Source organism: Methylobacterium sp. HJ2 (assembly GCF_056431005.1).
This window is the reverse complement of the sequence record NZ_JBWJYM010000007.1, coordinates 169,794-192,895: the sequence shown is the minus strand read 5'-3', so window position 1 is coordinate 192,895 and position 23,102 is coordinate 169,794. Positions and strand designations below refer to the sequence as shown.

At 72.5% G+C, this 23,102-nt stretch carries 20 protein-coding genes; 9 read left to right on the top strand and 11 right to left on the bottom strand.

Annotation, left to right across the window (positions count from 1 at the left end):
* Positions 1 to 89: 89 nt before the first annotated feature.
* Together fabG and fabD are read right to left on the bottom strand one after the other, a co-directional pair.
* Positions 90 to 827 carry a 3-oxoacyl-[acyl-carrier-protein] reductase gene (fabG, locus tag ACS5RC_RS18000; RefSeq protein WP_478345267.1) on the bottom strand — a complete coding sequence of 246 codons (738 nt, stop codon included), beginning with the start codon at positions 825 to 827 and terminating at the stop codon, positions 90 to 92.
* A 14-nt stretch (positions 828 to 841) separates the two neighbouring features.
* Positions 842 to 1,777: an ACP S-malonyltransferase gene (fabD, locus tag ACS5RC_RS17995; protein WP_478345266.1), complete on the bottom strand. Its 936-nt coding sequence runs from the start codon at positions 1,775 to 1,777 to the stop codon at positions 842 to 844.
* A gap of 251 nt (positions 1,778 to 2,028) precedes the next feature.
* On the opposite strand from fabD, the gene rpoZ reads away from it, so the two are divergent.
* From rpoZ to ACS5RC_RS17975, 4 genes are all read left to right on the top strand, one after another.
* On the top strand, positions 2,029 to 2,439 hold the full coding sequence (gene rpoZ / locus ACS5RC_RS17990; protein ID WP_478345265.1) for a DNA-directed RNA polymerase subunit omega: 411 nt from the start codon (positions 2,029 to 2,031) through the stop codon (positions 2,437 to 2,439).
* Positions 2,440 to 2,614: 175 nt separating this feature from the next.
* Entirely contained in the window at positions 2,615 to 4,846 is a 2,232-nt protein-coding gene (locus tag ACS5RC_RS17985; protein ID WP_478345264.1) for a RelA/SpoT family protein, read from the top strand.
* Between the two features lie 98 nt (positions 4,847 to 4,944).
* A complete protein-coding gene (pyrE, locus tag ACS5RC_RS17980; RefSeq protein ID WP_478345263.1) occupies positions 4,945 to 5,532 on the top strand; it encodes an orotate phosphoribosyltransferase in 588 nt (195 codons plus the stop codon).
* Positions 5,533 to 5,820: 288 nt separating this feature from the next.
* A complete protein-coding gene (locus ACS5RC_RS17975; RefSeq protein ID WP_478345262.1) occupies positions 5,821 to 6,477 on the top strand; it encodes a LabA-like NYN domain-containing protein in 657 nt (218 codons plus the stop codon).
* Positions 6,478 to 6,545: 68 nt separating this feature from the next.
* Here the strand turns inward: ACS5RC_RS17975 and smpB are convergent, their stop codons facing one another.
* Positions 6,546 to 7,019: an SsrA-binding protein SmpB gene (smpB, locus tag ACS5RC_RS17970; protein WP_478345261.1), complete on the bottom strand. Its 474-nt coding sequence runs from the start codon at positions 7,017 to 7,019 to the stop codon at positions 6,546 to 6,548.
* Between the two features lie 13 nt (positions 7,020 to 7,032).
* Complete coding sequence (gene dapA, locus ACS5RC_RS17965) at positions 7,033 to 7,929, bottom strand: 4-hydroxy-tetrahydrodipicolinate synthase (protein ID WP_478345260.1); 897 nt, start codon at positions 7,927 to 7,929, stop codon at positions 7,033 to 7,035.
* Positions 7,930 to 8,120: 191 nt separating this feature from the next.
* Here dapA and ACS5RC_RS17960 point away from each other — a divergent pair, with 191 nt between their 5' ends.
* Entirely contained in the window at positions 8,121 to 10,478 is a 2,358-nt protein-coding gene (locus tag ACS5RC_RS17960; protein ID WP_478345259.1) for a lytic transglycosylase domain-containing protein, read from the top strand.
* A gap of 83 nt (positions 10,479 to 10,561) precedes the next feature.
* On the opposite strand, the gene ACS5RC_RS17955 is transcribed toward ACS5RC_RS17960, so the two are convergent.
* A complete protein-coding gene (locus tag ACS5RC_RS17955) occupies positions 10,562 to 11,758 on the bottom strand; it encodes an MFS transporter (RefSeq protein WP_478345258.1) in 1,197 nt (398 codons plus the stop codon).
* 92 nt (positions 11,759 to 11,850) lie between these two features.
* Here ACS5RC_RS17955 and ACS5RC_RS17950 point away from each other — a divergent pair, with 92 nt between their 5' ends.
* Entirely contained in the window at positions 11,851 to 12,597 is a 747-nt protein-coding gene (locus ACS5RC_RS17950) for a helix-turn-helix domain-containing protein (protein ID WP_478345257.1), read from the top strand.
* A gap of 51 nt (positions 12,598 to 12,648) precedes the next feature.
* On the opposite strand, the gene pdeM is transcribed toward ACS5RC_RS17950, so the two are convergent.
* From pdeM to ACS5RC_RS17935, 3 genes are read right to left on the bottom strand one after another with little or no spacing between them, the layout of a single operon-like run.
* Positions 12,649 to 13,362: a ligase-associated DNA damage response endonuclease PdeM gene (pdeM, locus tag ACS5RC_RS17945; protein WP_478345404.1), complete on the bottom strand. Its 714-nt coding sequence runs from the start codon at positions 13,360 to 13,362 to the stop codon at positions 12,649 to 12,651.
* Positions 13,363 to 13,406: 44 nt separating this feature from the next.
* Entirely contained in the window at positions 13,407 to 15,929 is a 2,523-nt protein-coding gene (locus tag ACS5RC_RS17940; RefSeq protein ID WP_478345403.1) for a ligase-associated DNA damage response DEXH box helicase, read from the bottom strand.
* Positions 15,926 to 16,882, bottom strand: a complete 957-nt coding sequence (locus ACS5RC_RS17935) for an alpha/beta hydrolase (protein WP_478345256.1) — start codon at positions 16,880 to 16,882, stop codon at positions 15,926 to 15,928. The genes ACS5RC_RS17940 and ACS5RC_RS17935 overlap by 4 nt, the downstream gene beginning before the upstream one ends.
* Before the next feature lie 284 nt (positions 16,883 to 17,166).
* Here ACS5RC_RS17935 and ACS5RC_RS17930 point away from each other — a divergent pair, with 284 nt between their 5' ends.
* Positions 17,167 to 17,505, top strand: coding sequence for a DUF6460 domain-containing protein (locus ACS5RC_RS17930; RefSeq protein ID WP_478345255.1), 339 nt, complete (start codon positions 17,167 to 17,169; stop codon positions 17,503 to 17,505).
* Positions 17,506 to 17,623: 118 nt separating this feature from the next.
* The gene (locus ACS5RC_RS17925; RefSeq protein WP_478345254.1) at positions 17,624 to 18,964 is read left to right on the top strand and encodes an MATE family efflux transporter; all 1,341 of its coding nucleotides are present in this window, start codon (positions 17,624 to 17,626) and stop codon (positions 18,962 to 18,964) included.
* Positions 18,965 to 19,028: 64 nt separating this feature from the next.
* Here the strand turns inward: ACS5RC_RS17925 and ACS5RC_RS17920 are convergent, their stop codons facing one another.
* The gene (locus ACS5RC_RS17920) at positions 19,029 to 19,421 is read right to left on the bottom strand and encodes a hypothetical protein (RefSeq protein WP_478345253.1); all 393 of its coding nucleotides are present in this window, start codon (positions 19,419 to 19,421) and stop codon (positions 19,029 to 19,031) included.
* Between the two features lie 167 nt (positions 19,422 to 19,588).
* Between ACS5RC_RS17920 and ACS5RC_RS17915 the strand changes: the two genes are divergently transcribed.
* On the top strand, positions 19,589 to 20,473 hold the full coding sequence (locus tag ACS5RC_RS17915; protein WP_478345252.1) for an HpcH/HpaI aldolase/citrate lyase family protein: 885 nt from the start codon (positions 19,589 to 19,591) through the stop codon (positions 20,471 to 20,473).
* A 47-nt stretch (positions 20,474 to 20,520) separates the two neighbouring features.
* Here ACS5RC_RS17915 and ACS5RC_RS17910 read toward each other — a convergent pair whose 3' ends face one another.
* Positions 20,521 to 20,799, bottom strand: a complete 279-nt coding sequence (locus ACS5RC_RS17910) for a hypothetical protein (protein WP_478345251.1) — start codon at positions 20,797 to 20,799, stop codon at positions 20,521 to 20,523.
* Positions 20,796 to 23,093, bottom strand: a complete 2,298-nt coding sequence (locus ACS5RC_RS17905) for an FdhF/YdeP family oxidoreductase (RefSeq protein WP_478345250.1) — start codon at positions 23,091 to 23,093, stop codon at positions 20,796 to 20,798. Before ACS5RC_RS17905 ends, ACS5RC_RS17910 begins: the two co-directional genes overlap by 4 nt.
* Positions 23,094 to 23,102: the final 9 nt, after the last annotated feature.

Sequence of the window (23,102 nt, the reverse complement as noted above, 5' to 3'; positions counted from 1 at the left end):
GGCGAGGGGCGGTTCAGGCGCGGTTCATCGCCCTGAATTTCCTGCGCAATCGTTGCCCGAATGCCCCGCCTGCGCCCGCCGGCCGGTGCTCAGATCATCGCCATGCCGCCGTTGACGTGCAGGGTGTGGCCGGTGACGTAGGCGGCTTCCGCCGAGGCGAGGTAGACCACCGCCGCCCCGATCTCGTCGCCGCTGCCGAGCCGGCCCATCGGCACGCGCCCGAGGATGCCCTCGCGCTGCTTCTCGTTCAGCACGTCGGTCATCGGCGAGGCGATGAAGCCGGGGCTGACGCAGTTCACGGTGACGTTGCGCGAGGCCACCTCCGCGGCGAGCGCCTTGGTCAGGCCGATCAGCCCGGCCTTGGCCGCCGCGTAATTGCCCTGGCCGGGATTGCCGGTGGTGCCCACCACCGAGCCGATATTGACGATGCGGCCGGAGCGGCGGCGCATCATGCCCTTCACGGCCGCGCGCGAGAGCCGGAAGGCCGCCGTGAGGTTCACCGCGAGCACCTGCTCCCATTCCTCGTCCTTCATGCGCAGGAAGAGGTTGTCGCGGGTGATGCCGGCATTGTTCACCAGGATGTCGAGCCCGCCCAGCGCGGCCTCGGCCGCCGGCACCAGCGCCTCGACGGAGGCCGCCTCGGCGAGGTTGGCCGGCACCACGTGGGTGCGGCTCCCGAGTTCGGCGGCCAGCGCCTCCAGCGCCTCCGCCCGGGTGCCCGAGAGGGCGACGTCGGCGCCCTGCGCGTGGAGCGCGCGCGCGATCGCCCCGCCGAGGCCGCCGGTCGCGCCGGTGACGAGGGCCTTGCGGCCGGTGAGATCGAACATGCGGATCCTCGTGGTCAGGCCGTGAAGGCGGCGACGTCGTCGGGCGTGCCGACGGCCGCGGCCGTCGCGCCCGGGGCGATCCGCTTGACGAGGCCGGTCAACACCTTGCCGGAGCCGACCTCGCTGAAGGCGTCGACGCCCGCCGCCGCCATCGCGGCGACGCTCTCGCGCCAGCGCACCGTGCCGGTGACCTGGGCGACGAGGTTCCGGCGGATCGCGTCGGGATCGGATTCGGGCGCCGCCGTGACGTTGGCGTAGAGCGCGACCTTGGGCGCCCCCAGCCGGATCTCGGCGAGCGCCGCGCGCATCGCCTCGGCGGCGGGCGCCATCAGGCTGCAATGGAAGGGGGCGGAGACGTTGAGCATCACCGCGCGCTTGATGCCGCGCCCCTGCGCGATCGCGACGGCGCGCTCGACGGCGGCCTTGTCGCCGGACAGGACCACCTGCCCGCCGCCGTTGTCGTTGGCGACGTCGCAGACCGCGCCCTCCGCGGCGGCCTCGGCGATGGAGCGGGCGGCCTCGACCTCGGCCCCGATCAGGGCGGCCATCGCGCCCGCGCCCGGGGCGACCGCCGCCTGCATCGCCTCGCCGCGGATCCGCAGCAGCCGCGCCGCGTCGGCGATCGAGAGGCTGCCCGCCGCGGCGAGCGCCGCGTACTCGCCCAGCGAATGGCCGGCGACGCAGGCGACGTCGCGGGCGAGATCGAGGCCGCGCTCGGCCTCCAGCACGCGGAGCGCCGCGAGGCTCGTCGCCATCAGCGCAGGCTGCGCGTTGGCGGTCAGCGTCAGGGTCTCGGCCGGGCCCTCGAACATCACCGCCGAGAGCCGCTCGCCCAGGGCCGCGTCGACCTCCTCGAAGACCGCGCGGGCCTGCGGGAACGCCTCGGCCAAAGCCTTGCCCATGCCGACGGCCTGGCTGCCCTGTCCGGGAAAGATGAGTGCGCGCGCCATGGCCCCGCTTGTCGAATCAACGCCTTGGGAAGGGCGGCGCACTCGCACCGCCCGGGATCCAAGTCAATCTTGCGGCGCAAAAATCCGGGCGCCTGCGCCCGGTGCCTTCCGCGCCGGATCGTACGCTATCCCGTGGCCGCCGGGCGGCCCTTCGCCCACGGCAAGCCGCTGTGCTTGTTGCCAAAGCCCATCCGGTGTAAGAGGCGCCACCGCCCGACATCCATCCGTTCCGCCGAAAGGAGCCGCCTCGCATGGCTCGCGTCACCGTCGAAGACTGCATCGAGAAGGTCGAGAACCGCTTCGAGCTCGTTCTGCTGGCCAGCCACCGCGCCCGCCTGCTCGCCGCCGGCGCCCCGCTGACCGTCGACCGCGACCGCGACAAGAACCCGGTCGTGGCCCTGCGCGAGATCGGCGACGAGACCATCACGGCCGACGACCTCAAGGAGCAGCTGATCCACTCGATGCAGAAATACGTCGAGGTGGACGAGCCCGAGGCCGAGACGGTGCCGCTGCTGTCGAGCTCGCCCGCCGCCGCCGCCGTCGCCCCGCAATCGTCGAGCGACGATGCCGCGGTGCAGTTCGACCGGATGAGCGAGGACGACCTCCTGCGCGGCCTCGAGAACCTCGCGCCCCCGGTCGAGACCGAGGACGAGGGCGAGTAAGCCGCTCTCCCGAACGGATCAGGGCCCGGCGGCGACGCCGGGCTTTTTTGTCGGCGCGGCCGCAAAATCCGGGCGCTCTGCGACCCCGTGCATCTGGCGCCCGCCCGCGCGATGCGGGACACTCCCGGCTCGCCGAGGGGCGGGGCTGGCCGAGGGGAAGGACGTTTTCCGCGTTATGATGCGCCAGTACGAACTCGTGGAGCGGGTCAAGCGCTACAACCCGGCCGCGAACGAGGCCCTTCTCAACCGAGCCTACGTCTACGCGATGCGCGCCCACGGCACGCAGAAGCGCGCCTCCGGCGACCCGTTCTTCGCCCATCCCCTCGAAGTCGCCGCCATCCTCACCGATCTCCGGCTCGACGACGCCACCATCGTCGCCGCGGTGCTGCACGACACCGTCGAGGACACCGCGGCGACGCTCGACGAGATCCGCGCGCTGTTCAGCCCGGAGATCGGCGCCCTCGTCGACGGCCTGACCAAGCTCAAGCGCCTCGACCTCGTCTCGAAGCAGGCGGCGCAGGGGGAGAACTTCCGCAAGCTCCTGCTCGCGGTGGCGGCGGACGTGCGGGTGCTGCTCGTCAAGCTCGCCGACCGCCTGCACAACATGCGCACGCTCGGCCACATGCCGGCCGAGAAGCGGGTCCGCATCGCCCAGGAGACCCTCGACATCTACGCGCCGCTCGCCGGCCGCATGGGCATGCAGGAGCTGCGCGACGAGCTCGAGGACCTCGCGCTGCGCAATCTCAAGCCCGAGGTCTACGCCACCATCAGCCAGCGCCTCGCCAATTTGATGGCGAAGTCCGAGCGGATGGTGGAGAGCATCGAGCAGGACCTCACCGCCAAGCTCGCCGCGCAAGGGATCGCCGCGACGGTGACGGGCCGCCAGAAGCGTCCGTTCTCGATCTGGTCGAAGATGGAGCGCAAGTCCGTCGCCTTCGAGCAGCTCTCCGACATCTTCGGCTTTCGCGTCGTGGTGCAGAGCGTGGGCGATTGCTACGCGGCGCTCGGGATCGTCCACACCAGCTGGCCGATGGTGCCGGGCCGCTACAAGGACTACATCTCGACGCCCAAGCAGAACGATTACCGCTCGATCCACACCACGGTGATCGGGCCGAAGAGCCAGCGCGTCGAGCTACAGATCCGCACCGAGGCGATGGACGAGATCGCCGAGTACGGCATCGCCGCGCATGCCCATTACAAGGAGATGGGCGGCCGGGAGGAGGGGGGCATCCACCCCAAGCTCGCCACCGAGAGCGGCGCCTACCAATGGCTGCGCCGCACGATCGAGCTGCTGGCCGAGGGCGACAGCCCCGAGGAGTTTTTGGAGCACACCAAGCTGGAGCTGTTCCAGGACCAGGTGTTCTGCTTCACCCCGAAGGGCCGCCTCATCGCCCTGCCGCGCGGCGCCACGCCGATCGACTTCGCCTACGCGGTCCATACCGACGTCGGCAACACGGCCGTCGGCGCCAAGATCAACGGCCGCATCGTGCCGCTGCTGCACGAGCTGACCAACGGCGACGAGGTCGAGATCGCCCGCTCCGACGGGGCCTCGCCGCCCGCGGCCTGGGAATCCCTCGTCGTCACCGGGAAGGCCCGCGCGGCGATCCGGCGGGCGACCCGCTCGGCGGTGCGCCGCCAATATGCCGGGCTCGGGCGCCAGATCCTCGACCGGGCCTTCGAGCGCGCCGGCAAGACCTTCTCGGAGGACAAGCTGCGCGGGGCGCTGCCGCGCCTCGCCCGCGGCTCGACCGAGGACGTCTTCGCGGCGGTGGGGCGCGGCGAGATGTTCTCCGGCGACGTCGTGCGGGCGGTCTACCCGGATTACAAGGACGAGCGCCGCCCGGCGCCCGCCTCGCCCCAGCAGCCCGTCAACGGCGCCGGGCGGCTGACCCGCTCGAAGGACCAGACCATGCGTCTGACCTTCCCGGAAGGCGGGGAGGCCGGCCCGCAGGCCGACGCGATCCCGATCCGGGGTTTGGCCGGCGACCTGCCGGTGAGCTTCGCGCCGAACGGCGGCGCGGTGCCGGGCGACCGCATCGTCGGCATCCTCACCCCCGGCGTCGGGGTGACGATCTACCCGATCCAGTCGGCGGCGCTCGCCGCCTTCGACAACGAGCCCCAGCGCTGGATCGACGTGCGCTGGGACATCGAGGGGCCGTCGGCGGAGCGCTTCCCGGCCCGCCTCGCGCTGCAATCGATCAACGAGCCCGGCGTGCTCGCCCAGATCGCCCAGGTGATCGCCGACCACGACGGCAACATCGACAACATCTCGATGAAGCGCCGGACGCAGGACTTCACCGACGTCAGCATCGACCTCTCGGTCTGGGATCTCCAGCATCTCAACGCCATCGTGGCGGAGCTGCGCGGCAAGCGCGCGGTCAGCCGGGTGGAGCGGGTGAACGGCTAGCGGGCCGGCGGCTTGCGTCCCCGCGACCCCGCTGCCACAAGCCCGAACCAGCCCGACCCGACCACGACGGAGCCCCCGCGCCGATGACATCCGCCTCGATGAGCCCCGATGCAGTCCTCGCGGAGTTCCGCGACGCGGGCGCGCTGCTCGAGGGCCATTTCGTCCTGAGCTCGGGCCTGCACTCGGGCACCTTCCTGCAGAAGATGGCGATCTTCTCCGAGCCGCCCCGGACGGAGCGGCTGTGCCGGGCCCTCGCGGAGGCGATCCGGCAGCGCTTCGGCGCCGTCGACATCGTGGTCTCGCCCGCGATCGGCGGCATCGTGCCGGGCTACGAGACTGCGCGTCATCTCGGCGCCAGGGCGATCTTCGTGGAGCGCGATCCGGGCGGCCCCTTCACCCTGCGGCGCGGCTTCAGCATCCCGGCGGGCGCCCGCGCGGTGATCGTCGAGGACATCGTCACCACCGGACTCTCGGCCCGGGAATGCCTCGCGGCCCTGCGCGCCGAGCCCGGCGAGATCGTCGGGGCGGCCTGCCTGATCGACCGCTCCGGCGGGCGCGGCGAGATCGGCGTGCCCTTCGTCTCCCTCGTCACCCTGGATATTCCGGCCTATCCGGCCGACGCGCTTCCGCCCGAACTCGCCGCGCTGCCGGCCGTGAAGCCGGGCAGCCGCGCCATCAAGGCCTGATCCCGCGGGCTCTGCGCGCGCGGATTCCTGCGCCGGCCCGGGCCTGCCCGGACGCGGGCTCAGCTTGACAATGTGGTTGTCCGACGACCATTGTCGCGGGCGCTCGGCTTCGTGGCCTCACTATTCATCGGCCTGACGCGTGTATTGCCTGCATCGTAGAGTCACTCTCGGCCGGATCGGCCGGCCGGTACGCACGTTCCATTAACGACGGTGGACGCGAGATCCCGTTTTTTCACGCGGGATCGTGATGTCACCACCGCTCCCGTTTCAGAAAGCAGCCATTTTCCTATGGGTACCAGCCAGCGCAGCGCCCTGTTCATCGACGGCGCCAACCTCTACGCGACCACCAAGGCCCTCGGCTTCGATATCGACTACAAGCGCCTGCTCAAGGAGTTCCAGGCTCGCGACAACCTGCTGAGAGCCTTCTATTACACCGCCATGATCGAGGATCAAGAGTATTCCTCGATCCGCCCCCTGATCGACTGGCTCGATTACAACGGCTACCGCGTGGTGACGAAGCCGGTGCGCGAGTTCACGGATTCGGCCGGGCGACGGAAGTACAAGGGCAACATGGACATCGAGCTCGCGATCGATGCCCTGGAGCTGGCGCAGCATATCGACCACATGGTGCTGTTCTCGGGCGATGGCGATTTCCGCTCCCTCGTCGAGGCGATGCAGCGGCGCGGCGTGAAGGTCACCGTGGTCTCGACCATCCAGACCCAGCCGGCGATGATCGCCGACGAGTTGCGGCGCCAGGCCGACGAGTTCCTCGAACTCGCCCATCTGAGCGGCAAGATCGGCCGCGACCCCGGCGAGCGCCAGGCGCGCGCCAACTACGAGCCGCGCGAGCGTCCCGAGCGCCCGTCGCGCCCCGCCCCCCCGAGCCCCAATCCGGCGCTCGAGAGCCGTTACGGCATCCGGCAGGACGGCGACGAGGAGGCCTGAGGGCCGCTCCCAGGGGCCGCCTCGCCAGGACGGAGCCTCAGGGCTCTGCCCCGGGGCCGGGCCCGCCCTCAGCCCCGGTCGCGCAGGAGCCGGGCGCGGTCGCGCTGCCAGTCGCGCTCCTTCGAGGCCTCGCGCTTGTCGTGGGCCTGCTTGCCCTTGCCGAGGCCGAGCTCGACCTTCGCCCGGCCGCGATCGTTGAAGTAGATCTTCAGCGGCACCACCGTGTAGCCCTGGCGCTGGGTGGCGCCGATCAGCTTGTCGATCTGGCGGCGATGCAGCAGCAGGCGGCGCGGGCGCTTCGGCTCGTGGTTGAAGCGGTTCGCCTCGAGGTATTCGGGGATATAGGCGTTGAACAGCATCAGGTCCTGGCCGGAGGGGCCCGCATAGGCCTCGCCGATCGTCGCCTTGCCCTTGCGCAGGGACTTCACCTCGGTGCCGGTGAGCGCGATCCCGGCCTCCAGCGTGTCCTCGATCGAGTAGTGGAAGCGCGCGGCGCGGTTATCCGCGACGACGCGCCGGTTCGGTTCGGTTTTCGGGGCCATCGCGGTCTCTGGCTCAGCCCTCGATCAGGCCGGCATGGCGCAGAGCCGCGTCGACGATGCCGCGGGTCTCGTCGGAGATCCCGACCAGCGGCAGCCGCACGGCCTCGCTCATCATCCCGAGACGGGAGAGGGCATATTTCACCGGGGCCGGGTTGGCTTCGGCGAAGAGGCCGGTCTGGAGCGGGAACAGCCTGTCCTGAAGCCGGAGCGCCGTCGCGAAATCCCCCGACAGGGAGGCTTCCTGCAGGTCGGCGCAGAGGCGGGGCGCCACGTTCGACACCACCGAGATGCAGCCGTGGCCGCCCTGGGCGTTGTAGCCGAGCGCCGTCGCATCTTCGCCCGAAAGCTGGATGAAACTCTCCCCCATCGCTTGGCGCTGGGCGCTGACGCGGTCGATCTTGGCCGTGGCGTCCTTCACCCCGGCGATATTCTTGAGCTCGAACAGGCGCTGCATGGTCTCGACGCTCATGTCGACCACAGAGCGCGGCGGGATGTTGTAGATGATGATCGGGATCCCGATTGCGTCGTTCACCGCCTGGAAATGGGCGTAGAGGCCGCCTTGCGTCGGCTTGTTGTAGTAGGGCGTGACCACGAGCACGGCGTCGGCGCCCGCGCGCTCGGCGTGCCGGGCCCGCTCGATCGCCTCGGCCGTCGAGTTCGAGCCCGCGCCCGCGATCACCGGCACGCGTCCGCGCGCCTCGTCGATGCAGGCTTCGACCACGCGATCGTGCTCGGAATGGCTCAGCGTCGGGCTTTCCCCGGTGGTGCCCGTGGGGACGAGGCCGTGGGTGCCCTGCTCGATCTGCCAGTTCACGAACTTGCGGAACGCGGCCTCGTCGAAGGCCCCCTCGCGGAACGGGGTGACCAGGGCGGTCATCGAGCCCCTGAAGCGGGCGGTGGTCTCGGTCATCGTCAATGTCCCGGACGGCCGCGCCGTCCCCCTCGAGCGGCGCCGCGCCGGCGCCGGGCCGCAGACATAGGGCTTCCGCCGGGCGCGCGCAAACGGATGCGCGACGCGGTTAATCACCTGTTAACGGGCTTGGCCGGACCTTGCGGCATGACACCTCCCGCAAGCCTGGAAACAGGGGAGTGATCGCGTCCATGGCGTTTCTCGCGCGACCGCGCCGGGCCCTGATGGGTCTTCCCCTGATCGGCCTGCCCCTGGCAGGGCTGCCTGTGCTGGGCCTCGCCCTGTTGGCCGGGACGGCGCTGACCGGATCGCACGCGGCGCCGCTCGCCGAACTGCGCGGCTCGGACGGCACGGCCTCGCAGCCGACCCCGCCGGCGAGCGACGCGGTGGCCCCCTCGAGCCTCGTGGAGGATGCGCGCCGTCCGCTCGATGCCGCCGCCGCGGACGCGATGAAGCTCGATCCGAAGGCCGCCGAAGGCGAGCCGGCCCGGCTCTCGCCCACCAAGGCGCTGCCCCCCGGCGCCGCGGCCTACGCCTCGGCCGACCCGGACGCCCCGATCGCCTTCCCGCTCCCCGACGCCGCCGTCAGCCCGGCCGCTCCCGTGCCGGAGGTGCCCGACCCGGCCGCGGCCGCCAAGGCCGGGTCCACCGACGTGACGCTGCTGCGGCAGGCGATCGACCTCTACCGCAAGGGCAAGGTCGGCGACGGCGACCGCCTGCGCGACGGCTTCACCGACCCGGCCGCGCGGGCGCTGCTCGAATGGGTGGCGATCCGGGCGGGCGCCGGCATCGGCTTCGAACGCACGGTCGCCTTCACCCGGGCCAATCCCGACTGGCCCGCCGGACCGCTGCTGCGCCGCCGCGCCGAGGAGGCGCTGCTGACCGAGCGCAAGAGCCCGGCGGTGGTGCGCGCCTTCTTCGGCGCCGCGCGGCCCGCGAGCGCGCCGGGCAAGTTCGCCCTCGCGCTGGCGCTGCGGGCCGACGGGCTGGAGGCGGACGCCGCCGATCTCGTGCGCGACCTCTGGCGCGGCGAGACCTTCGGGCGCAGCCTCGAGGGCCGGGTGCAGGACGCCTTCCCGGGTGTCCTCACCCGCGTCGATCACCGCTACCGGATGGAGCGCGCGCTCCTGAAGGAGGATTGGGAGACGGCCGGCCGCGCCGCGGGCTACGCGGGCGGAGGCTATGTGAGCCTCGTGCGGGCGCGTCGGGCCGTGGAGGACAAGAGCTCGGGCGCCGCATCGGCGCTCGCCGCCGTGCCGCCGAGCCTGCGCAACGACGCCTCCTTCATCCTCTCCAAGGCGCAGTATCTGCGCCGCGCCGACAAGCCGGTGGAAGCGGCGGCCGTGCTCGCCACCGCGCCGAGCAACGCCGACGTGCTGGTCGACGGCGACGAATGGTGGGTCGAGCGCCGGATCGTCGCCCGCAAGCTCCTCGATCTCGGCGACGCGCGGACCGCCTACGCGGTGGCGGGCGGGCACGCCGCCCGCACCCCCGAGAAGCGCATCGAGGCCGAGTTCCACGCCGGCTGGATCGCGCTGCGCTTCGCGGGCGATCCGGCGGGCGCCGCCCAGCACTTCGCGCAGGCCGCCACGGCCGCCGAGACGCCGATCTCGCTGGCGCGCGCCGCCTACTGGCAGGGCCGCACCGCCGACGCCCTCGGCCAGCCCGAGGCGGCGAAGGATTTCTACGCCCGCGCCGCGCTCCAGCCGATCGCCTATTACGGCCAGCTCGCCCGGGCGAAGCTCGGCCAGACCAGCCTGCCGCTGCGGGCGCCGGCCGATCTCGATGCGGCGGCCCGGGCGGCCTTCGAGGACCGGCTCTGCATCCGGGCGCTGCGCCTGCTCGGCGCCGCCTCCCTGAAGGAGCTGGCGCTGCCGCTCTACATCGACACCGCCCAGCGCCTCGCCGACCCGGCGGAGCTGCAGGCGCTCGGCGACCTCGCCGTCGAGATGAAGGATCCCCGCGCCCTCGTGGCGGTGGGCAAGCTCGCGGTGCAGCGCGGCCTGCCCCTCGACGCCCACGCCTACCCGACCATCGGCATCCCGGCCTACGAGACCTTCACGGCGGTGCCGCAGGTGGAGCGGGCGATGGTCTACGCCATCGCCCGGCAGGAGAGCCAGTTCGATCCCCGCGCCCAGTCCGGCGTCGGGGCGCGGGGCCTGATGCAGATGATGCCGGCGACCGCCCAGCGCACGGCGCGCCGGGTCTCCGCCGCCTACGACGCCGACCGCCTCACCAGCGATCCGGCCTACAACGCCCGCCTCGGCCAAGCCCATCTCGGCGAGCTGATGGAGGATTGGCGCGGCTCCTACGTGCTGGCCTTCGCCTCCTACAATGCGGGGGGCGGCAACGTGAAGAAGTGGATCGACGCCTACGGCGATCCGCGCAAGGCCGAGGTCGACGTGGTCGACTGGGTCGAGCGCATCCCCTTCACCGAGACGCGCAACTACGTGCAGCGGGTGATGGAGAACCTGCAGGTCTACCGCTCGCGCCTCGACGGCAAGAGCGCGCTCCTGATCGACGGCGACCTGCACCGCGGCGCGCGGTAGGGCCCTCGGCGCGCCCGGGTCGGCGCACGCGCCGGCCCCGGACCGGCTGCTCCCGCAGCGGCCCGCGCGGGTCCGATCCCGCGCTACTCCGCGGGGACGAGCGGGCGCGGGGCGTCCTTCCGGGTGAGGGCGAAGAAGCCGACGGCCGAGGCGACGATCACGGTCCCGAAGGCGGCGGCGACCCCCAGCACGAACCCGAAGCCGCCCCGATCGTGCAGGAGGGCGATCATCGGCACCACGAACCCGCTGACGGTGAAGCCGAGGAAGTAGCGCACGCTGTAGGCCCGGGCGCGATAGTGGGGCGGCACGTACCGGGCCACCATCGCGTCGTTGATGACGACCTGCCCGTAGAGCGCCGCCATCGTCAGGACGAGGCCGACCAGGAGCGGCACTCCGGTGCTGACCGCCGCGATGCCGAGCCCCAGCGGCTGCAGCACGGAGAGGCCGAGGAAGAGCGTCGGCAGGCTGTAGCGGTCGATCAGGCGCCCCATCAGAAGCTGGGTCAAGGCCCCGAACGCGAACACGGTGGTGGCGACGGACCCGATCAGGACGAGGGGCAGGCCGTCGCCGACGCGCTCGTCCACCACCTTCGGCAGCGCGATCGTCGTGATGTTGAAGGTCATCCCCCCCGCCACGATGGCGAAGGCGAAGGCGACGAGGAGCGCGACGGGACGCGCGACCGCGATGACGGGCTTCGTCCCAGCCTTGCCGTGGGCGCCGTCGCCGTCGCCGGGGACGAGCCCGACGAAGGCCGCGCCGCAGGCGAGGCAGAACAGGCCCGGCACGATGAAGGCCGCCTGCCAGCCGAGCCCGGCCGCCAGCAGAGCCGTCACGCCCGACGCCGTGGCGGCGCCGACATTGCCCCAGACGCCGTTCACGCCGAGATCGTGCCCGAGGCGGCGGGCATGGGTCACCAGCATGGTCGAGCCGACGGGGTGGTAGATGGCCGAGGCCAGCCCGAGCACGCAGAGCCACACCAGGAAGGCCGTCGGGCTCGCCGCCGTCGCCACGCCGAGGCAGGACAGGCCGTATCCGAAGAAGAAGATCGCCAGCATGGTGCGCCGTCCGAACCGGTCGGCGAGCCAGCCCATCGGAAGCGCGCAGAGGCCGAAGGCCACGAAGGCGCCGGTCGCGAGCTTGATCAGCTCGCCGTAGCCGAGACCCGTCTGCGCCGCGATGGCGATCACCGCGGTCGGGTAGATCAGCAGGACGAAATGGTCGAGGGCATGGGCCACGTTGACGAAGCGAAGGGTGCGGCGCGACAGGGTTTCGGCATCCATCGTCCAGCCCTCTCCTCGTTCGTCCTCCCGTCTACCTGACCCGTTGAACGCCGTCGGGCCGAAGGTGTACGTCATCGGGCCAAGGAGGCGCCATGCGCTCGACCCGGGCCGAGGATTACCAGGGGGTTCCGCGCGCCGTCGCGGTGATGCCGAAGCGGTTCGCGTCCGGCGGAACGACCGATCGGCACGTCCACCCGCGGGCGCAGCTGCTCTACGCGACCGCCGGCCTGATGATGGCGCGTGCCGAGGACGGCACCTGGGTCGTGCCGGAGGGCTATGCCCTCTGGATCCCGCCTGGGCTGCCCCATGCCGTCGTCATGCACGGCGATGTCGAGATGTGCTCGGCCTATCTGGCGGCGGACGCGGTCGCGGACGTCCCCGACCGGGCGCGCGTCATCGAGGTCTCGGCCCTGCTCGCGGCCGCCCTGGTCGCCCTCTCGGGAGAGCCCGTGCTCTACGACGAGGCCGGGCGCGGCGGGCACCTGGCGGCCCTGGTCCTCGACGAGATCCGGCGGGCCTCGGAGACCCGATTGACCCTGCCGCTGCCGCGCGACGCCCGCCTCCGCCGGATCTGCGTGAGTCTGGTGGACGACCCGGCCTCGACCCTCGATCTCGACGCCTGGGCCGAGCAGGCCGGACTGAGCCGGCGCAGCCTGACGCGCGGGTTTCGCCGCGAGACGGGCCTCACCTTCGGCCAGTGGCGGGCGCGGGCAAGGGTCGTGCGGGCCCTGGCCCTCGCGGCCGATGGCCGGTCGCCGCGCCAGGTCGCGGCGTCGGTCGGCTACCGGAGCATCCAGGCCCTGCGGGGCAGGACGGAGGCGCTGCTGCCGGAGCCCTGATCCGCCGTCCCGCAGGGCGCCTCCCGGTGTCGGCGCGGCGTCGGCGCGGCGTCAATCCCGGGCCAGCGCGCCCTTGCCGATGGCGAAGACGCGGCCGTCGCCGAGGAGATGGGCGGTGAAGCCCTGGGGGAAGAGCGGCTCGAAGGCCTTGTCGCGCACGTTCAGCCCGCCCGTGAAGGCGCCGAAGGCCGGCATCACCAGGCGCGCTCCGTCCGAGACGAAGCAGCGGCGGCGCACGGCGCGGCCCCGCATCGCGACCTTGCCGCAGGGATGCAGATGGCCCGCGACCTCGCCCGGCCCGGCGCCCGGCACCGGCTCGTGGCGCAGCGTCAGGGTGCCGAGAGCGAGGGTGTCGGCGTAGCGCCCGCCGACGCCCTCGCTCACGCCGGCATCGTGGTTGCCCGCGATCCAGACCCAGTCGCGGCCCGCCTGCAGGGCGGCGACCATGGCGCGGTCGCCGGGCTCCATGCGCTCGGGCCCGCGGGCGTCGTGGAAGGAATCGCCCAGCGCCACGACCCGCGCGGGCTCCAGCCGGGCGACCGCCTCGTGCAGGTTCGCGAGGGTCTCGCGGGTGTCGTAGGGCGGCAGGAACTGGCCCGAGCGCGCGGCGAAGGCCGAGCCCTTCTCCAGGTGCAGATCGGAGACCACCAGCGTGCCGTGCGCCGGGAGCCAGAGCGCCCCGGACAGGTCCAGGATCGCCGCCTCGCCCGCGAGCGTCAGGCCGGCGGGCTTTGCCGTCTTCTCAAGTCTCTGGCTGAGCGCCAAGATCAGGTCCTCGTCCGGGGGATCGGGGCGCATCGCGGTCGGCCTCAGCCCAGCGCCTCTTCGAGAAGCTGCGCCTCGGCCTCGGCCAGGATCTCGTCCGCACCCTCGCCATAGACCTTCTCCCGCCCGATCTCGAGCATGACGGAGACGGAGAGCGGCGAGACGCGGTCGAGCGCCCGGTGGATGATTCGCCCCTGGATGCGCTCTAGCATCATGCCGAGGCGCCTCACGTCGAGGAGTCCAGTTGCCGCATCCTGCCGCGCGGCGCGCAGGAGCAGGTGGTCGGGCTGGTGCTTGCGCAGCACGTCGTAGACGAGGTCCGTCGAGATCGTCACCTGCCGGCCGGTCTTCTTCTGGCCCGGATGGCGCCGCTCGATCAGCCCGGCGATCACCGCGCATTGGCGGAAGGTGCGCTTCATCATCGCGGATTCGTCGAGCCAGGCCTCGAGGTCGTCGCCCAGCATGTCCTGCGCGAACAGCTCGGCCAGGAAGCCCGGCTCGGTCGCGGCGCGCTCGGAGACGTCCCGCGTCATCCAAACGGCGATGCCGTAATCGTTGGCCGCAAAGCCCAGCGGGCGCAGGCCCGCCCGCTCCAGCCGCCGGGTCAGCAGCATGCCGAGGGTCTGGTGGGCGAGGCGGCCCTCGAACGGGAAGGCGCTGAGATAATGGCGCTTGGCTCGTGGGAAGGTCTCGACCAGGAGGTCGCGCGGGCCCGGCAGCACCGAGCGGCTGCGCTGCTGCACGAGGTAGTCGGCGACCTGCCGCGGCAGGCGGTCCCACTCGAACGGGTCGGCGATCAGCGCCCGGACGCGGGCGGCCAGGAAGGTCGAGAGCGGGAACTTGGCGCCCGCGTAGCTCGGAATCGCCGGGTCGGTGCCGGGGCCAGCCTTCGTCACCATCGCCTCGTCCTCGGCGAGGCCCTCGAAGCGCAGGACCTCGCCGGCGAACAGGAAGGTGTCGCCGGGCGTCAGGGTCTCGGCGAAATCCTCCTCGATCTCGCCGAGCACCCGGCCGGTCTTCGGCAGCACCGTGCCGGGCCTGCCCCGGAGCTGGCGGGCGAGGCGGACCTTCACCTTCGCGGATTCCACGATGGTGCCGATGTTCATCCGGTACTGCTGGGCGACCCGGGCGTCGCGCACCCGCCAGAGCCCGTCGGGCCCGCGCAGGATCTTGGCGAAGCGCTCATAGGCCCGCAGCGCGTAGCCGCCGGTGGCCACGTAATCGACCACCGCCTCGAATTCCTCCCAGGCGAGGCCCGCATAGGGCGCGGCCGAGACGATCTCGTCGTGGAGCGCCACCGGGTCGAAGGCATCGGCGCAGGCCATGCCGAGCACGTGCTGGGCCAGCACGTCGAGGGCGCCGATGCGCGCGTCCGGCGTGTCCTGCGCCGCCTCCTCCACGGCGTCGAGGGCCGCTTGGCATTCGAGGATCTCGAAGCGGTTGGCCGGCACGAGATAGGCCTTCGAGGGCTCGTCCATGCGGTGGTTGGCCCGGCCGATCCGCTGCATGATCCGGCTCGCCCCCTTCGGCGCGCCGATGTTGATCACCAGATCGACGTCGCCCCAGTCGATGCCGAGATCGAGGGTCGCGGTGCAGACGATCGCGCGCAACTGGCCCGCCGCCATCGCGGCCTCGACGCGGCGGCGCTGCGTGGCGTCGAGCGAGCCGTGATGGAGGGCGATCGGCAGAACGTCGTCGTTGAGCTGCCAGAGCTCCTGGAAGGTGTACTCGGCCTGGAGCCGGGTGTTGACGAAGACGAGGGTGGTGCGGTGCTCCCGGATCAGGCCGTAGATCGCCGGCATCGATTGCCACGCCGTGTGGCCGGCGAGCGGCAGCGGCCGGTTCGACTCGAGCATGCGCAGGTCCGGCCGCGCGCCGCCGCGGACGACGACGAGGTCGGCCATCGCCGCGGCGGCTGGCGCGCCCTCGGCCGGGGACCGTTGCGGTACGAGGTACTTCCGCAACTCGTCCGGCTCGCGCACCGTCGCGGACAGGCCGATCGCCACGAGGCCCGGGCTCAGACGGTGCAGCCTCGCGAGGCCGAGGGAGAGGAGATCGCCCCGCTTCGAGGTGACGAGGGCGTGGAGCTCGTCGAGCACCACGCAGCGCAGGTTCGCGAAGAGCTCGGCGGCCTCGCGATGGGCGATCAGCAGGGCGAGCTGCTCGGGCGTCGTCAGCAGGATGTCGGGCGGGCGGTTGATCTGGCGGGTGCGCTTGTGGGCCGGCGTGTCGCCGGTGCGGGTCTCGACCCGGACCGGCAATTCCATCTCGGCGATCGGCGCCTCGAGGTTGCGGGCGATGTCGACCGCGAGCGCCTTCAGGGGCGAGACGTAGAGCGTGTGCAGGCCGCGCCGCGCGGCGGGCTTGGCCTGCGCCAGGGCGACGAGGCTCGGCAGGAAGCCCGCCAGCGTCTTGCCGGCCCCGGTCGGAGCGACGAGCAGCGCCGAGCGGCCGGCGCCGGCGATCGCCAGCAGGTCGAGCTGGTGCGGACGGGGCGCCCAGCCGCGCCCGGCGAACCAAGCCGCGAAAGCGGGCGGCAGCGGATCCTGTCGGCGTCGCGCGCTCAGGCCAGGGCCATCAGGAAGCGGTCGCTCAGCTCCAGCGCCCGCTCGGTCATCGCGCCCGGATAGCGCACGAAGACATGGCAGCCGCCGGCATAGACGGCGGTGTGGCCGCCGTTGTTGGCCGCCGCCCAGCGCGAGGCCATGTAGAGCGTGTCGTCGAGGAGCGGGTCGGCGGTGCCGATGGTGAAGAGGGCCGGGGGCAGGCCCTTCAGGTCGGCGTAGATCGGCGAGACGTCGGGTCGGCGCCGGTCGATCCCCTCGCGCACGTAGCCGTCGGCGAAGCGGGTGAGGTCGGTGGTGTTCACCACGAGGCGCTCGTCGCCCCAGTTGCGCACGGACGGGGTCAGGCCGAGATCGTAGAAGCCCGCGTTGAGGTTGGCGCCCCGGAAGGCGCGGGGCAGGTTGTGCCGGTCGCGCAGCCGCAGCAGCACCATCACGGCGAGATGCGCGCCGACGGATTCGCCGCCGATCGTCAGCGCCGTGACGCCGAATTCGGCCCGGCCGGGCCCGGCGAGCCAGAGGGCGGCGGCCTCGCAATCGAGGAGGGCGGCCGGATAGGGATGCTCGGGGGCGAGGCGGTACTCCACCGAGAGGCAGACGAAGCCGCAGGTGTCGGCGATCCGCTCGAGCCAGGGATCCTGCTCGTCGGCCGAGCCCCAGACCCAGCCGCCGCGATGGATGTGCAGGTAGGCGCCGCGCAGCTTCACCCCCGCCTTCGGGCGGATCACCCGGAGCGGCAGCGGGCCGCCGGGGCCGTCGATCCGCATGGTCTCGGCGCGGGCGCTGCGCGGCATCGCGGGGGAGGCCTGGGTGCCGGCGCGACGGCGGGCGCGCACCTCGGCGATCGGCAGCGACCAGGGGTCGGCCTGCGCCGCGTGGGCGGCGACGATCTCGGCGTTGAGCCGCTTGGTCGCCGGATCGATCGTCGCCGGGTCGAACAGGGCGTGGTCGATCATCGTTGGGGCCGTTCCATGGAATCGGGGCCGGTACCGTGACGCACCGGAATCACGTCTGTCATCTGCGCTGTGTGCGGATATCTTGGCGGCTCGGCGAGCCGTTGCCATCTTTTGATGGCTCGGGAAACAACCAAACGTCCGACCGGGTGGGGAGTTTCGCGCAGGGTGTGACGCAGGTGTCACGCTTCCGCCGGGTTCCCGGACTTCAAGGGGGCTCCCCGCCGGAGCGGACGCCGGTCTGCACGCCCTCCTCAAGCGCCGCACAGAGTTTCAGGACCAGCCGAATGAACGTCCCGCACGACCGGCACCGCGGCCCGGAGCCCTACACCCAGATGGCCTATCGGCCGGACGGCGAGCGCGGCAGCGCGCTGCGCCGCTTCATCGGCGGCTCCCCGGCCGCCGTGTTCCTGCGCCTGCTGTTCCTGTCGGTCCTCGTCGGCGCCTTCATGGCGATGCTCGGCCTGACCCCGGCACGCCTGTTCTGGCAGATCTACGACGGGGTGCGCAGCCTGATCGATCTCGGCCTCGCCACCTTCCACGATTTCGGCGGCTGGATCCTGGCGGGCGCCGTGGTGGTGGTGCCGCTCTGGTTCGTCTCGCGGCTCTTCGCGACCTCCCGGTAGGACGCAGTCGGGCGGCCGGGCCGCCGCGCGGGTCAGCCCTGCGCGCGGCGGCGCGGCTTTCGGTTGAGCGCCCGGCCCGCGCGGTTACAGTCGCGGCCTCTCCCGCCCCGGGCCCGCCATGCTCGCACCCTCGCCCGTAACCGGCCGGCGCGTCCTCGCCCTCGCCCTGCCGATGACGCTCGCCAACGTGACGACGCCGATGCTCGGCTTCGTCGGCGCCACGGTGATCGGCCGCCTCGGCGACGCGGCGGCGCTGGGCGCCATCGCCCTCGGCGCCGTCATCTTCGACGCGATCTTCTGGTCGTTCGGGGCCCTGCGCATGGCGACCGCGGGCCTCACCGCCCAGGCGGTCGGCGCGCGGGACGCGGCGGAGGTCGACCGGACGCTGGCGCGGGCGCTGGCCGCCGGGCTCCTGGCGGGGCTCGCCCTGGTGGTCCTCCAGCTCCCGATCGCGGCGACCGCCTTCGCGATCAGCGGCGCCAGCCCCGCCGTGGTCGCGGGCCTGTCGACCTATTTCCACATCCGGATCTTCTCCGCCCCCGTCGTGCTGGCGAACTACGCCGTGCTCGGCTCTGTCCTCGGTCGCGGCCGCACCGACCTCGGCCTGCTGATCCAGGTGGCGATCAACCTCGTCAACATCGTCCTCACGCTGGCCCTGGTGCTCGGCCTCGACCGCGGCATCGCCGGGGCGGCCTGGGCGACGCTCGGCGCGGAGGCGCTGGGGTTCGCGCTGGGCCTCTGGCTGCTGCGGCGGCTCGGCGCCCGGCCGTTCCGGGTGCCGCTCGCCGAGATCCGCGATCCGGCCGCGCTCCGGCGCACGCTCGCGGTCAACGTCGACGTGGTGATCCGAACCCTGGCGCTCGTCGCCGGCATCGTGCTGTTCTCGGCGCTCGGCGCCCGCCAGGGCGACATCGTGCTCGCGGCCAACGCGGTGCTGTGGAATCTCTTCCTGATCGGCGGCTTCTTCCTCGACGGCTTCGCCACCGCGGCCGAAGCCCTGTGCGGACAGGCGATCGGCGCGCGCGACGCGGCCGATTTCCGCCGCGCCGCCCGGCTGAGCCTGCGCTGGTGCCTCGGCTTCGGCGTGGCGGTGAGCCTGCTGGCGCTGGGCCTCGGCCACGCCTTCATCGACGTCGTGACGACGAGCGAGCCCGTCCGGGCGGTGGCCTACCGCACCCTGCCGTTCGCCGCGCTGGCGCCGCTGGTGGCCGCCACGCCCTTCGCCTACGACGGCATCTATATCGGCGCCACCTGGACGCGGGCGATGCGCAACCTGATGCTGGCGGCGCTGGCGGGCTATTGCGCGGTCCTCGCCGGGGTGCAGGCGCTCGGCCTCGGCAATAGCGGGTTGTGGCTCGCCTTCCTGGGCTTCCTCGCCGCCCGCGGCATCGGCCAGGCGCTGGCCTATCCGGGCCTCGCGCGGCGGACCTTCGCGCGTTTCCCGGTCCCGGCCGTCTAGACGTCGCACCCGGTGGGCAACGCAGCCTCTCGACGAACCCGCAACCGCGTCGCCGGGATGCGCCCTAGCGCGGGTCGGTCCAGGCCCGGGGCGCGGCGGATCCCGTCCGGACCGGCTCCGCCTCCGCCGAGACGGTCGGCGTGAGTGCGCGAGCCGGGGCGGGGCGCTGCGCCGCCCGCTGCACGCTGGGCTGCACGGGCGCCTGCACCGGAAGCGCGGCGCGGCGCGTGCGGACCCGGCGATGGCGGCGCGCGCGCGGGCGCTCGCTCGACGCGCCCACGACGCCGCCCACGATCGCCCCCGCCACGGCTCCGACCGGGCCGGCGATGAGAGCGCCCGCGACGGCGCCCGTCCCGACCCCGACCGCCGTGTCGCTGGCCGCCCGCGCGGCAACCGGCGCGGCGAGCGGCGCCGCGAGCGCGAAGATGATCGCCAGTGCAGGCCGGATCGATGTCATGGCGCGTTCCCTCGTCAACGGGGCGCCTCTGATCGGCGAAGGTGGCCGCAGCATGGCTGAGGGACAATCGCACCGGATTCTCGCCGCCGTGCGGCGGCGCGTCTGGCGCGACGACCGCTTTGCATTATGGTGCAGCGCACAGTCCAAGGCCTCTACAGGAAGACCCGATGTCCGACCTTCGTCTCCGCCGCAGCGTGCTCTACATGCCAGGCTCGAACCAGCGTGCCCTGGAGAAGGCCAAGACCCTGCCGGCCGACAGCCTCATCCTCGACCTCGAGGACGCGGTCGGGTCCGAGGAGAAGGAGCTCGCCCGCGCGCAGGTCTGCGCCGCGGTCAAGAGCGGCGGCTACGGCGACCGCGAGCTGGTGATCCGCGTCAACGCCCCGCAGACGCCCTGGGGCGAGGCGGACCTGCGCGCCGCCATCGAGGCCCGGCCCGACGCGATCCTGATGCCGAAGGTGTCCTCGCCCGCCGTGCTGGAGAGCATCGCCAACCATCTCGAGGCCCTCGACGCCCCCGAGGACATCGCCGTCTGGGCGATGATCGAGACGCCGGCGGCGATCCTCAACATCCAGCAGATCGCCCAGGCCCGGCGCGACCGGCGCACCCGCCTGACCTGCTTCGTGCTCGGCACCAACGACCTCGCCAAGGACACCTGGGCGCAGCTCGTGCCCGGCCGCGTGCCGATGCTGCCCTGGATCATGTTCGCGCTGGCCGCGGCGCGGGCCGAGGGCCTGACCATCCTCGACGGCGTCTGGAACGACATCTCGGACGTCGACGGCTGCCGCACGGAGTGCCGTCAGGCGCGCGACCTCGGCTTCGACGGCAAGACCCTGATCCACCCCAACCAGCTCGAGCCCGCCAACACCTCCTTCGCGCCGACCGAGGAGGAGGTCCGCCGCGCCCGGCTCGTGATCGAGGCCTTCGCCAAGCCCGAGAACGCCAAGCGCGGCGCGATCAAGCTCGAGGGCCGTCTCTACGAGCGCCAGCACATCAGCATGGCCAAGCGCGCGGTGAGCTGGGCCGAGACGATCGGGGCGAAGGGCTACTGAGGAGCGCCGACGCCGCCCGCCTCGCGCGGGCGGCGGGGCGCTAGGCCTCAGGCCGCCAGCAGCGTGCGGGCGTCGTCGGTCGGCGCGAAGGCGGCGCGCTGGGTCCGCGGATCGCGCTCGGTCACCGTGACGAGGCCGGCCTCGTCGAGGCGCGAGAGGGCGCGCAGCACGTGCGCGTGCGCCACATCGAAGATCCGGGCGAAGCTGCGCGTGTCCGGCGCGAGGCCGAGATGAGGGGCGGCCAGCAGGCCCGCCTCCAGCTGGGTCAGGTCGGGCCGGCGCTGGCGAAGCTCCGCGACCGTACCGATGAACTCGACTTCCGTCATGCCTGTGCTCGGGGATGGAGGGTGACGAGGACCGACTTCGAGGTCGGCGTGTCGCTCTCGGCCCCGAAGGTCGAGAGCGGCACCAGCACGTTCAGCTCCGGGTAGTAGCCGGCCAGCGCGCCGCGCGGCATGTCGAAGGGGACGAGGCGGAAATCCTCGGCCATCCGCTCGACGCCGTCCGCGTGCGTGCCCCGGATGTCGACCCGGTCGCCCGCCCGCGCCCGGATCTCGGCGAGATCGTCGGGATGGGCGAACAGCACCTTCCGCTCGCCGTAGACGCCGCGGTAGCGGTCATCCAGGCCGTAGATCGTGGTGTTGTACTGGTCGTGGGAGCGGAAGGTCTGCAGAACGAAGGTGTGGTCGCAGGCCGCGGCCCGCTGGTGCTCGGTCGCCGCGGGCAGCGGATCGGCCGAGAAGGTCGCCTTGCCGGCCTCGGTCTCGAACACCCGCTCGGCGGCGAGGTTGCGCAGCATGAAGCCGCGCGGGCGCCGGACCCGGGTGTTGTAGTCGGCAAATCCCGGGATGGTGCGGGCGATCCGCGCGCGGATCTCGTCATGGTCGTCGGCGAGCGCCGCCCAGTCGATCCCGTCAGAGCCGACGGTGGCGGCCGCGAGGCCGGCGATGATCGCGACCTCCGAGCGCAGGTGCACCGAGGCCGGCTTGTTGATGCCCCCCGAGCCGTGGACCATGCTCATCGAATCCTCAACGGTCACGATCTGGGTCTTGCCGCGGCTGTTGCGGTCGATCTCGGTGCGGCCGAGGCAGGGCAGGATGTAGGCGACCGCGCCCGGCACGAGATGGGAGTGGTTGAGCTTGGTCGCGATGTGGACGGTGAGGCGGCAGCCCGCCAGCGCCCGGGCGACGAGCGCCGAATCGGGGGCCGCCCGGGCGAAGTTGCCGCCGAGGCCGATGAAGGCCCTGGCCGAGCCGTCGAGCATGGCGCCGATCGCCGCCAGCACGTTGTGCCCGGGCTTGCGCGGCGGCGCGAAGCCGAACTCGCGCTCCAGCGCGTCGAGCAGGGCGGCGGGCGGGCGCTCGTTGATGCCGACGGTGCGGTCGCCCTGCACGTTGGAATGGCCGCGCACCGGGCAGAGCCCCGCGCCCGGCCGCCCGACATGGCCGCGCAGGAACAGCACGTTGGCGATCTCGCGGATCGTCGCGACCGAGTGGCGGTGCTGCGTCACCCCCATCGCCCAGGTGGCGATCACCCGCTCGGCCCCGAGATAGACCGCGGCCATCGCCTCGATCGCGTCGCGGGGGAGGCCCGACTGATCGAGGATCGCCTCCCAGGGGGTGGCGTCGACGGCGGCCCGATAGGCCTCGAAGGCCGCCGTGTGCCGGGCGAGGAAGGCCCGGTCGAGGAGCGAGGGCCGGCCCGCGGCGAGGGCCGCGTCATCGGCGGCGAAGACCGCCTTGGCGAGGCCCCGGAAGGCCGCCATGTCGCCGCCGAGTCGGGGCTGCAGGTAGTGGCTGGCGATCGGCCGGCTCGCGCCGCGCAGCATCTCGACGGTGTTCTGCGGATCGGCGAAGCGCTCCAGCCCGCGCTCGCGCACGGGGTTCAGCACCACCACCTCGGCGCCGCGCTGGGCCGCCCGGCGCAGGTCGCCCAGCATGCGCGGATGGTTGGTGCCGGGGTTCTGCCCGACCACGAAGATCGCGTCGGCGCGCTCGAAATCCTCCAGCGTCACCGTGCCCTTGCCGACGCCGATCGCCTGGGTGAGCGCGATGCCGCTCGCCTCGTGACACATGTTCGAGCAGTCGGGGAAGTTGTTGGTGCCGAAGCGCCGCGCGAAGAGCTGGTAGAGATAGGCCGCCTCGTTGGAGGCCCGGCCGGAGGTGTAGAACTCCGCCTGATCCGGATGGTCGAGGCCGCGCAGCGTCGCGCCGATCTCCGCGAAGGCCTCGTCCCAGGCGACCGGAAGGTAGCGGTCCGAGGCCGCGTCGTAGCGCATCGGGTGGGTCAGCCGGCCCTCGCCCTCCAGGGCGTAGTCGCTCCAGCCGCGCAGTTCGGTGACGGTGTGCCGGACGAAGAAAGCCGGCGGTGTGCGCTTGTCGGTGGCCTCCCAGGAGACCGCCTTCACGCCGTTCTCGCAGAACTCGAAGGAGGAGCCGTGCTCCGGATCGCCCCAGGCGCAGCCCGGGCAATCGAAGCCGTCGGGCTGGTTCGCCTTGAGCATGGCGCGCGCACCAGACAGCGGCGCACGGCTGCCGAGCAGATGCTTGCCGCAGCTCTTCAGGGCCCCCCATCCGCCCGCCGCCGACGAGCGCTTGGTGGACCCGACCGGGTTGTCCATGCGGTGACC

Coding starts and splice junctions, on each gene's coding strand:
- fabG (WP_478345267.1), bottom strand. CDS start 827: ATGTTCGATCTCACCGGCCGCAAGGCCCTCGTCACCGGCGCGACCGGC.
- fabD (WP_478345266.1), bottom strand. CDS start 1,777: ATGGCGCGCGCACTCATCTTTCCCGGACAGGGCAGCCAGGCCGTCGGC.
- rpoZ (WP_478345265.1), top strand. CDS start 2,029: ATGGCTCGCGTCACCGTCGAAGACTGCATCGAGAAGGTCGAGAACCGC.
- ACS5RC_RS17985 (WP_478345264.1), top strand. CDS start 2,615: ATGATGCGCCAGTACGAACTCGTGGAGCGGGTCAAGCGCTACAACCCG.
- pyrE (WP_478345263.1), top strand. CDS start 4,945: ATGAGCCCCGATGCAGTCCTCGCGGAGTTCCGCGACGCGGGCGCGCTG.
- ACS5RC_RS17975 (WP_478345262.1), top strand. CDS start 5,821: ATGGGTACCAGCCAGCGCAGCGCCCTGTTCATCGACGGCGCCAACCTC.
- smpB (WP_478345261.1), bottom strand. CDS start 7,019: ATGGCCCCGAAAACCGAACCGAACCGGCGCGTCGTCGCGGATAACCGC.
- dapA (WP_478345260.1), bottom strand. CDS start 7,929: ATGACCGAGACCACCGCCCGCTTCAGGGGCTCGATGACCGCCCTGGTC.
- ACS5RC_RS17960 (WP_478345259.1), top strand. CDS start 8,121: ATGGCGTTTCTCGCGCGACCGCGCCGGGCCCTGATGGGTCTTCCCCTG.
- ACS5RC_RS17955 (WP_478345258.1), bottom strand. CDS start 11,758: ATGGATGCCGAAACCCTGTCGCGCCGCACCCTTCGCTTCGTCAACGTG.
- ACS5RC_RS17950 (WP_478345257.1), top strand. CDS start 11,851: ATGCGCTCGACCCGGGCCGAGGATTACCAGGGGGTTCCGCGCGCCGTC.
- ACS5RC_RS17935 (WP_478345256.1), bottom strand. CDS start 16,882: ATGATCGACCACGCCCTGTTCGACCCGGCGACGATCGATCCGGCGACC.
- ACS5RC_RS17930 (WP_478345255.1), top strand. CDS start 17,167: ATGAACGTCCCGCACGACCGGCACCGCGGCCCGGAGCCCTACACCCAG.
- ACS5RC_RS17925 (WP_478345254.1), top strand. CDS start 17,624: ATGCTCGCACCCTCGCCCGTAACCGGCCGGCGCGTCCTCGCCCTCGCC.
- ACS5RC_RS17920 (WP_478345253.1), bottom strand. CDS start 19,421: ATGACATCGATCCGGCCTGCACTGGCGATCATCTTCGCGCTCGCGGCG.
- ACS5RC_RS17915 (WP_478345252.1), top strand. CDS start 19,589: ATGTCCGACCTTCGTCTCCGCCGCAGCGTGCTCTACATGCCAGGCTCG.
- ACS5RC_RS17910 (WP_478345251.1), bottom strand. CDS start 20,799: ATGACGGAAGTCGAGTTCATCGGTACGGTCGCGGAGCTTCGCCAGCGC.
- ACS5RC_RS17905 (WP_478345250.1), bottom strand. CDS start 23,093: ATGGACAACCCGGTCGGGTCCACCAAGCGCTCGTCGGCGGCGGGCGGA.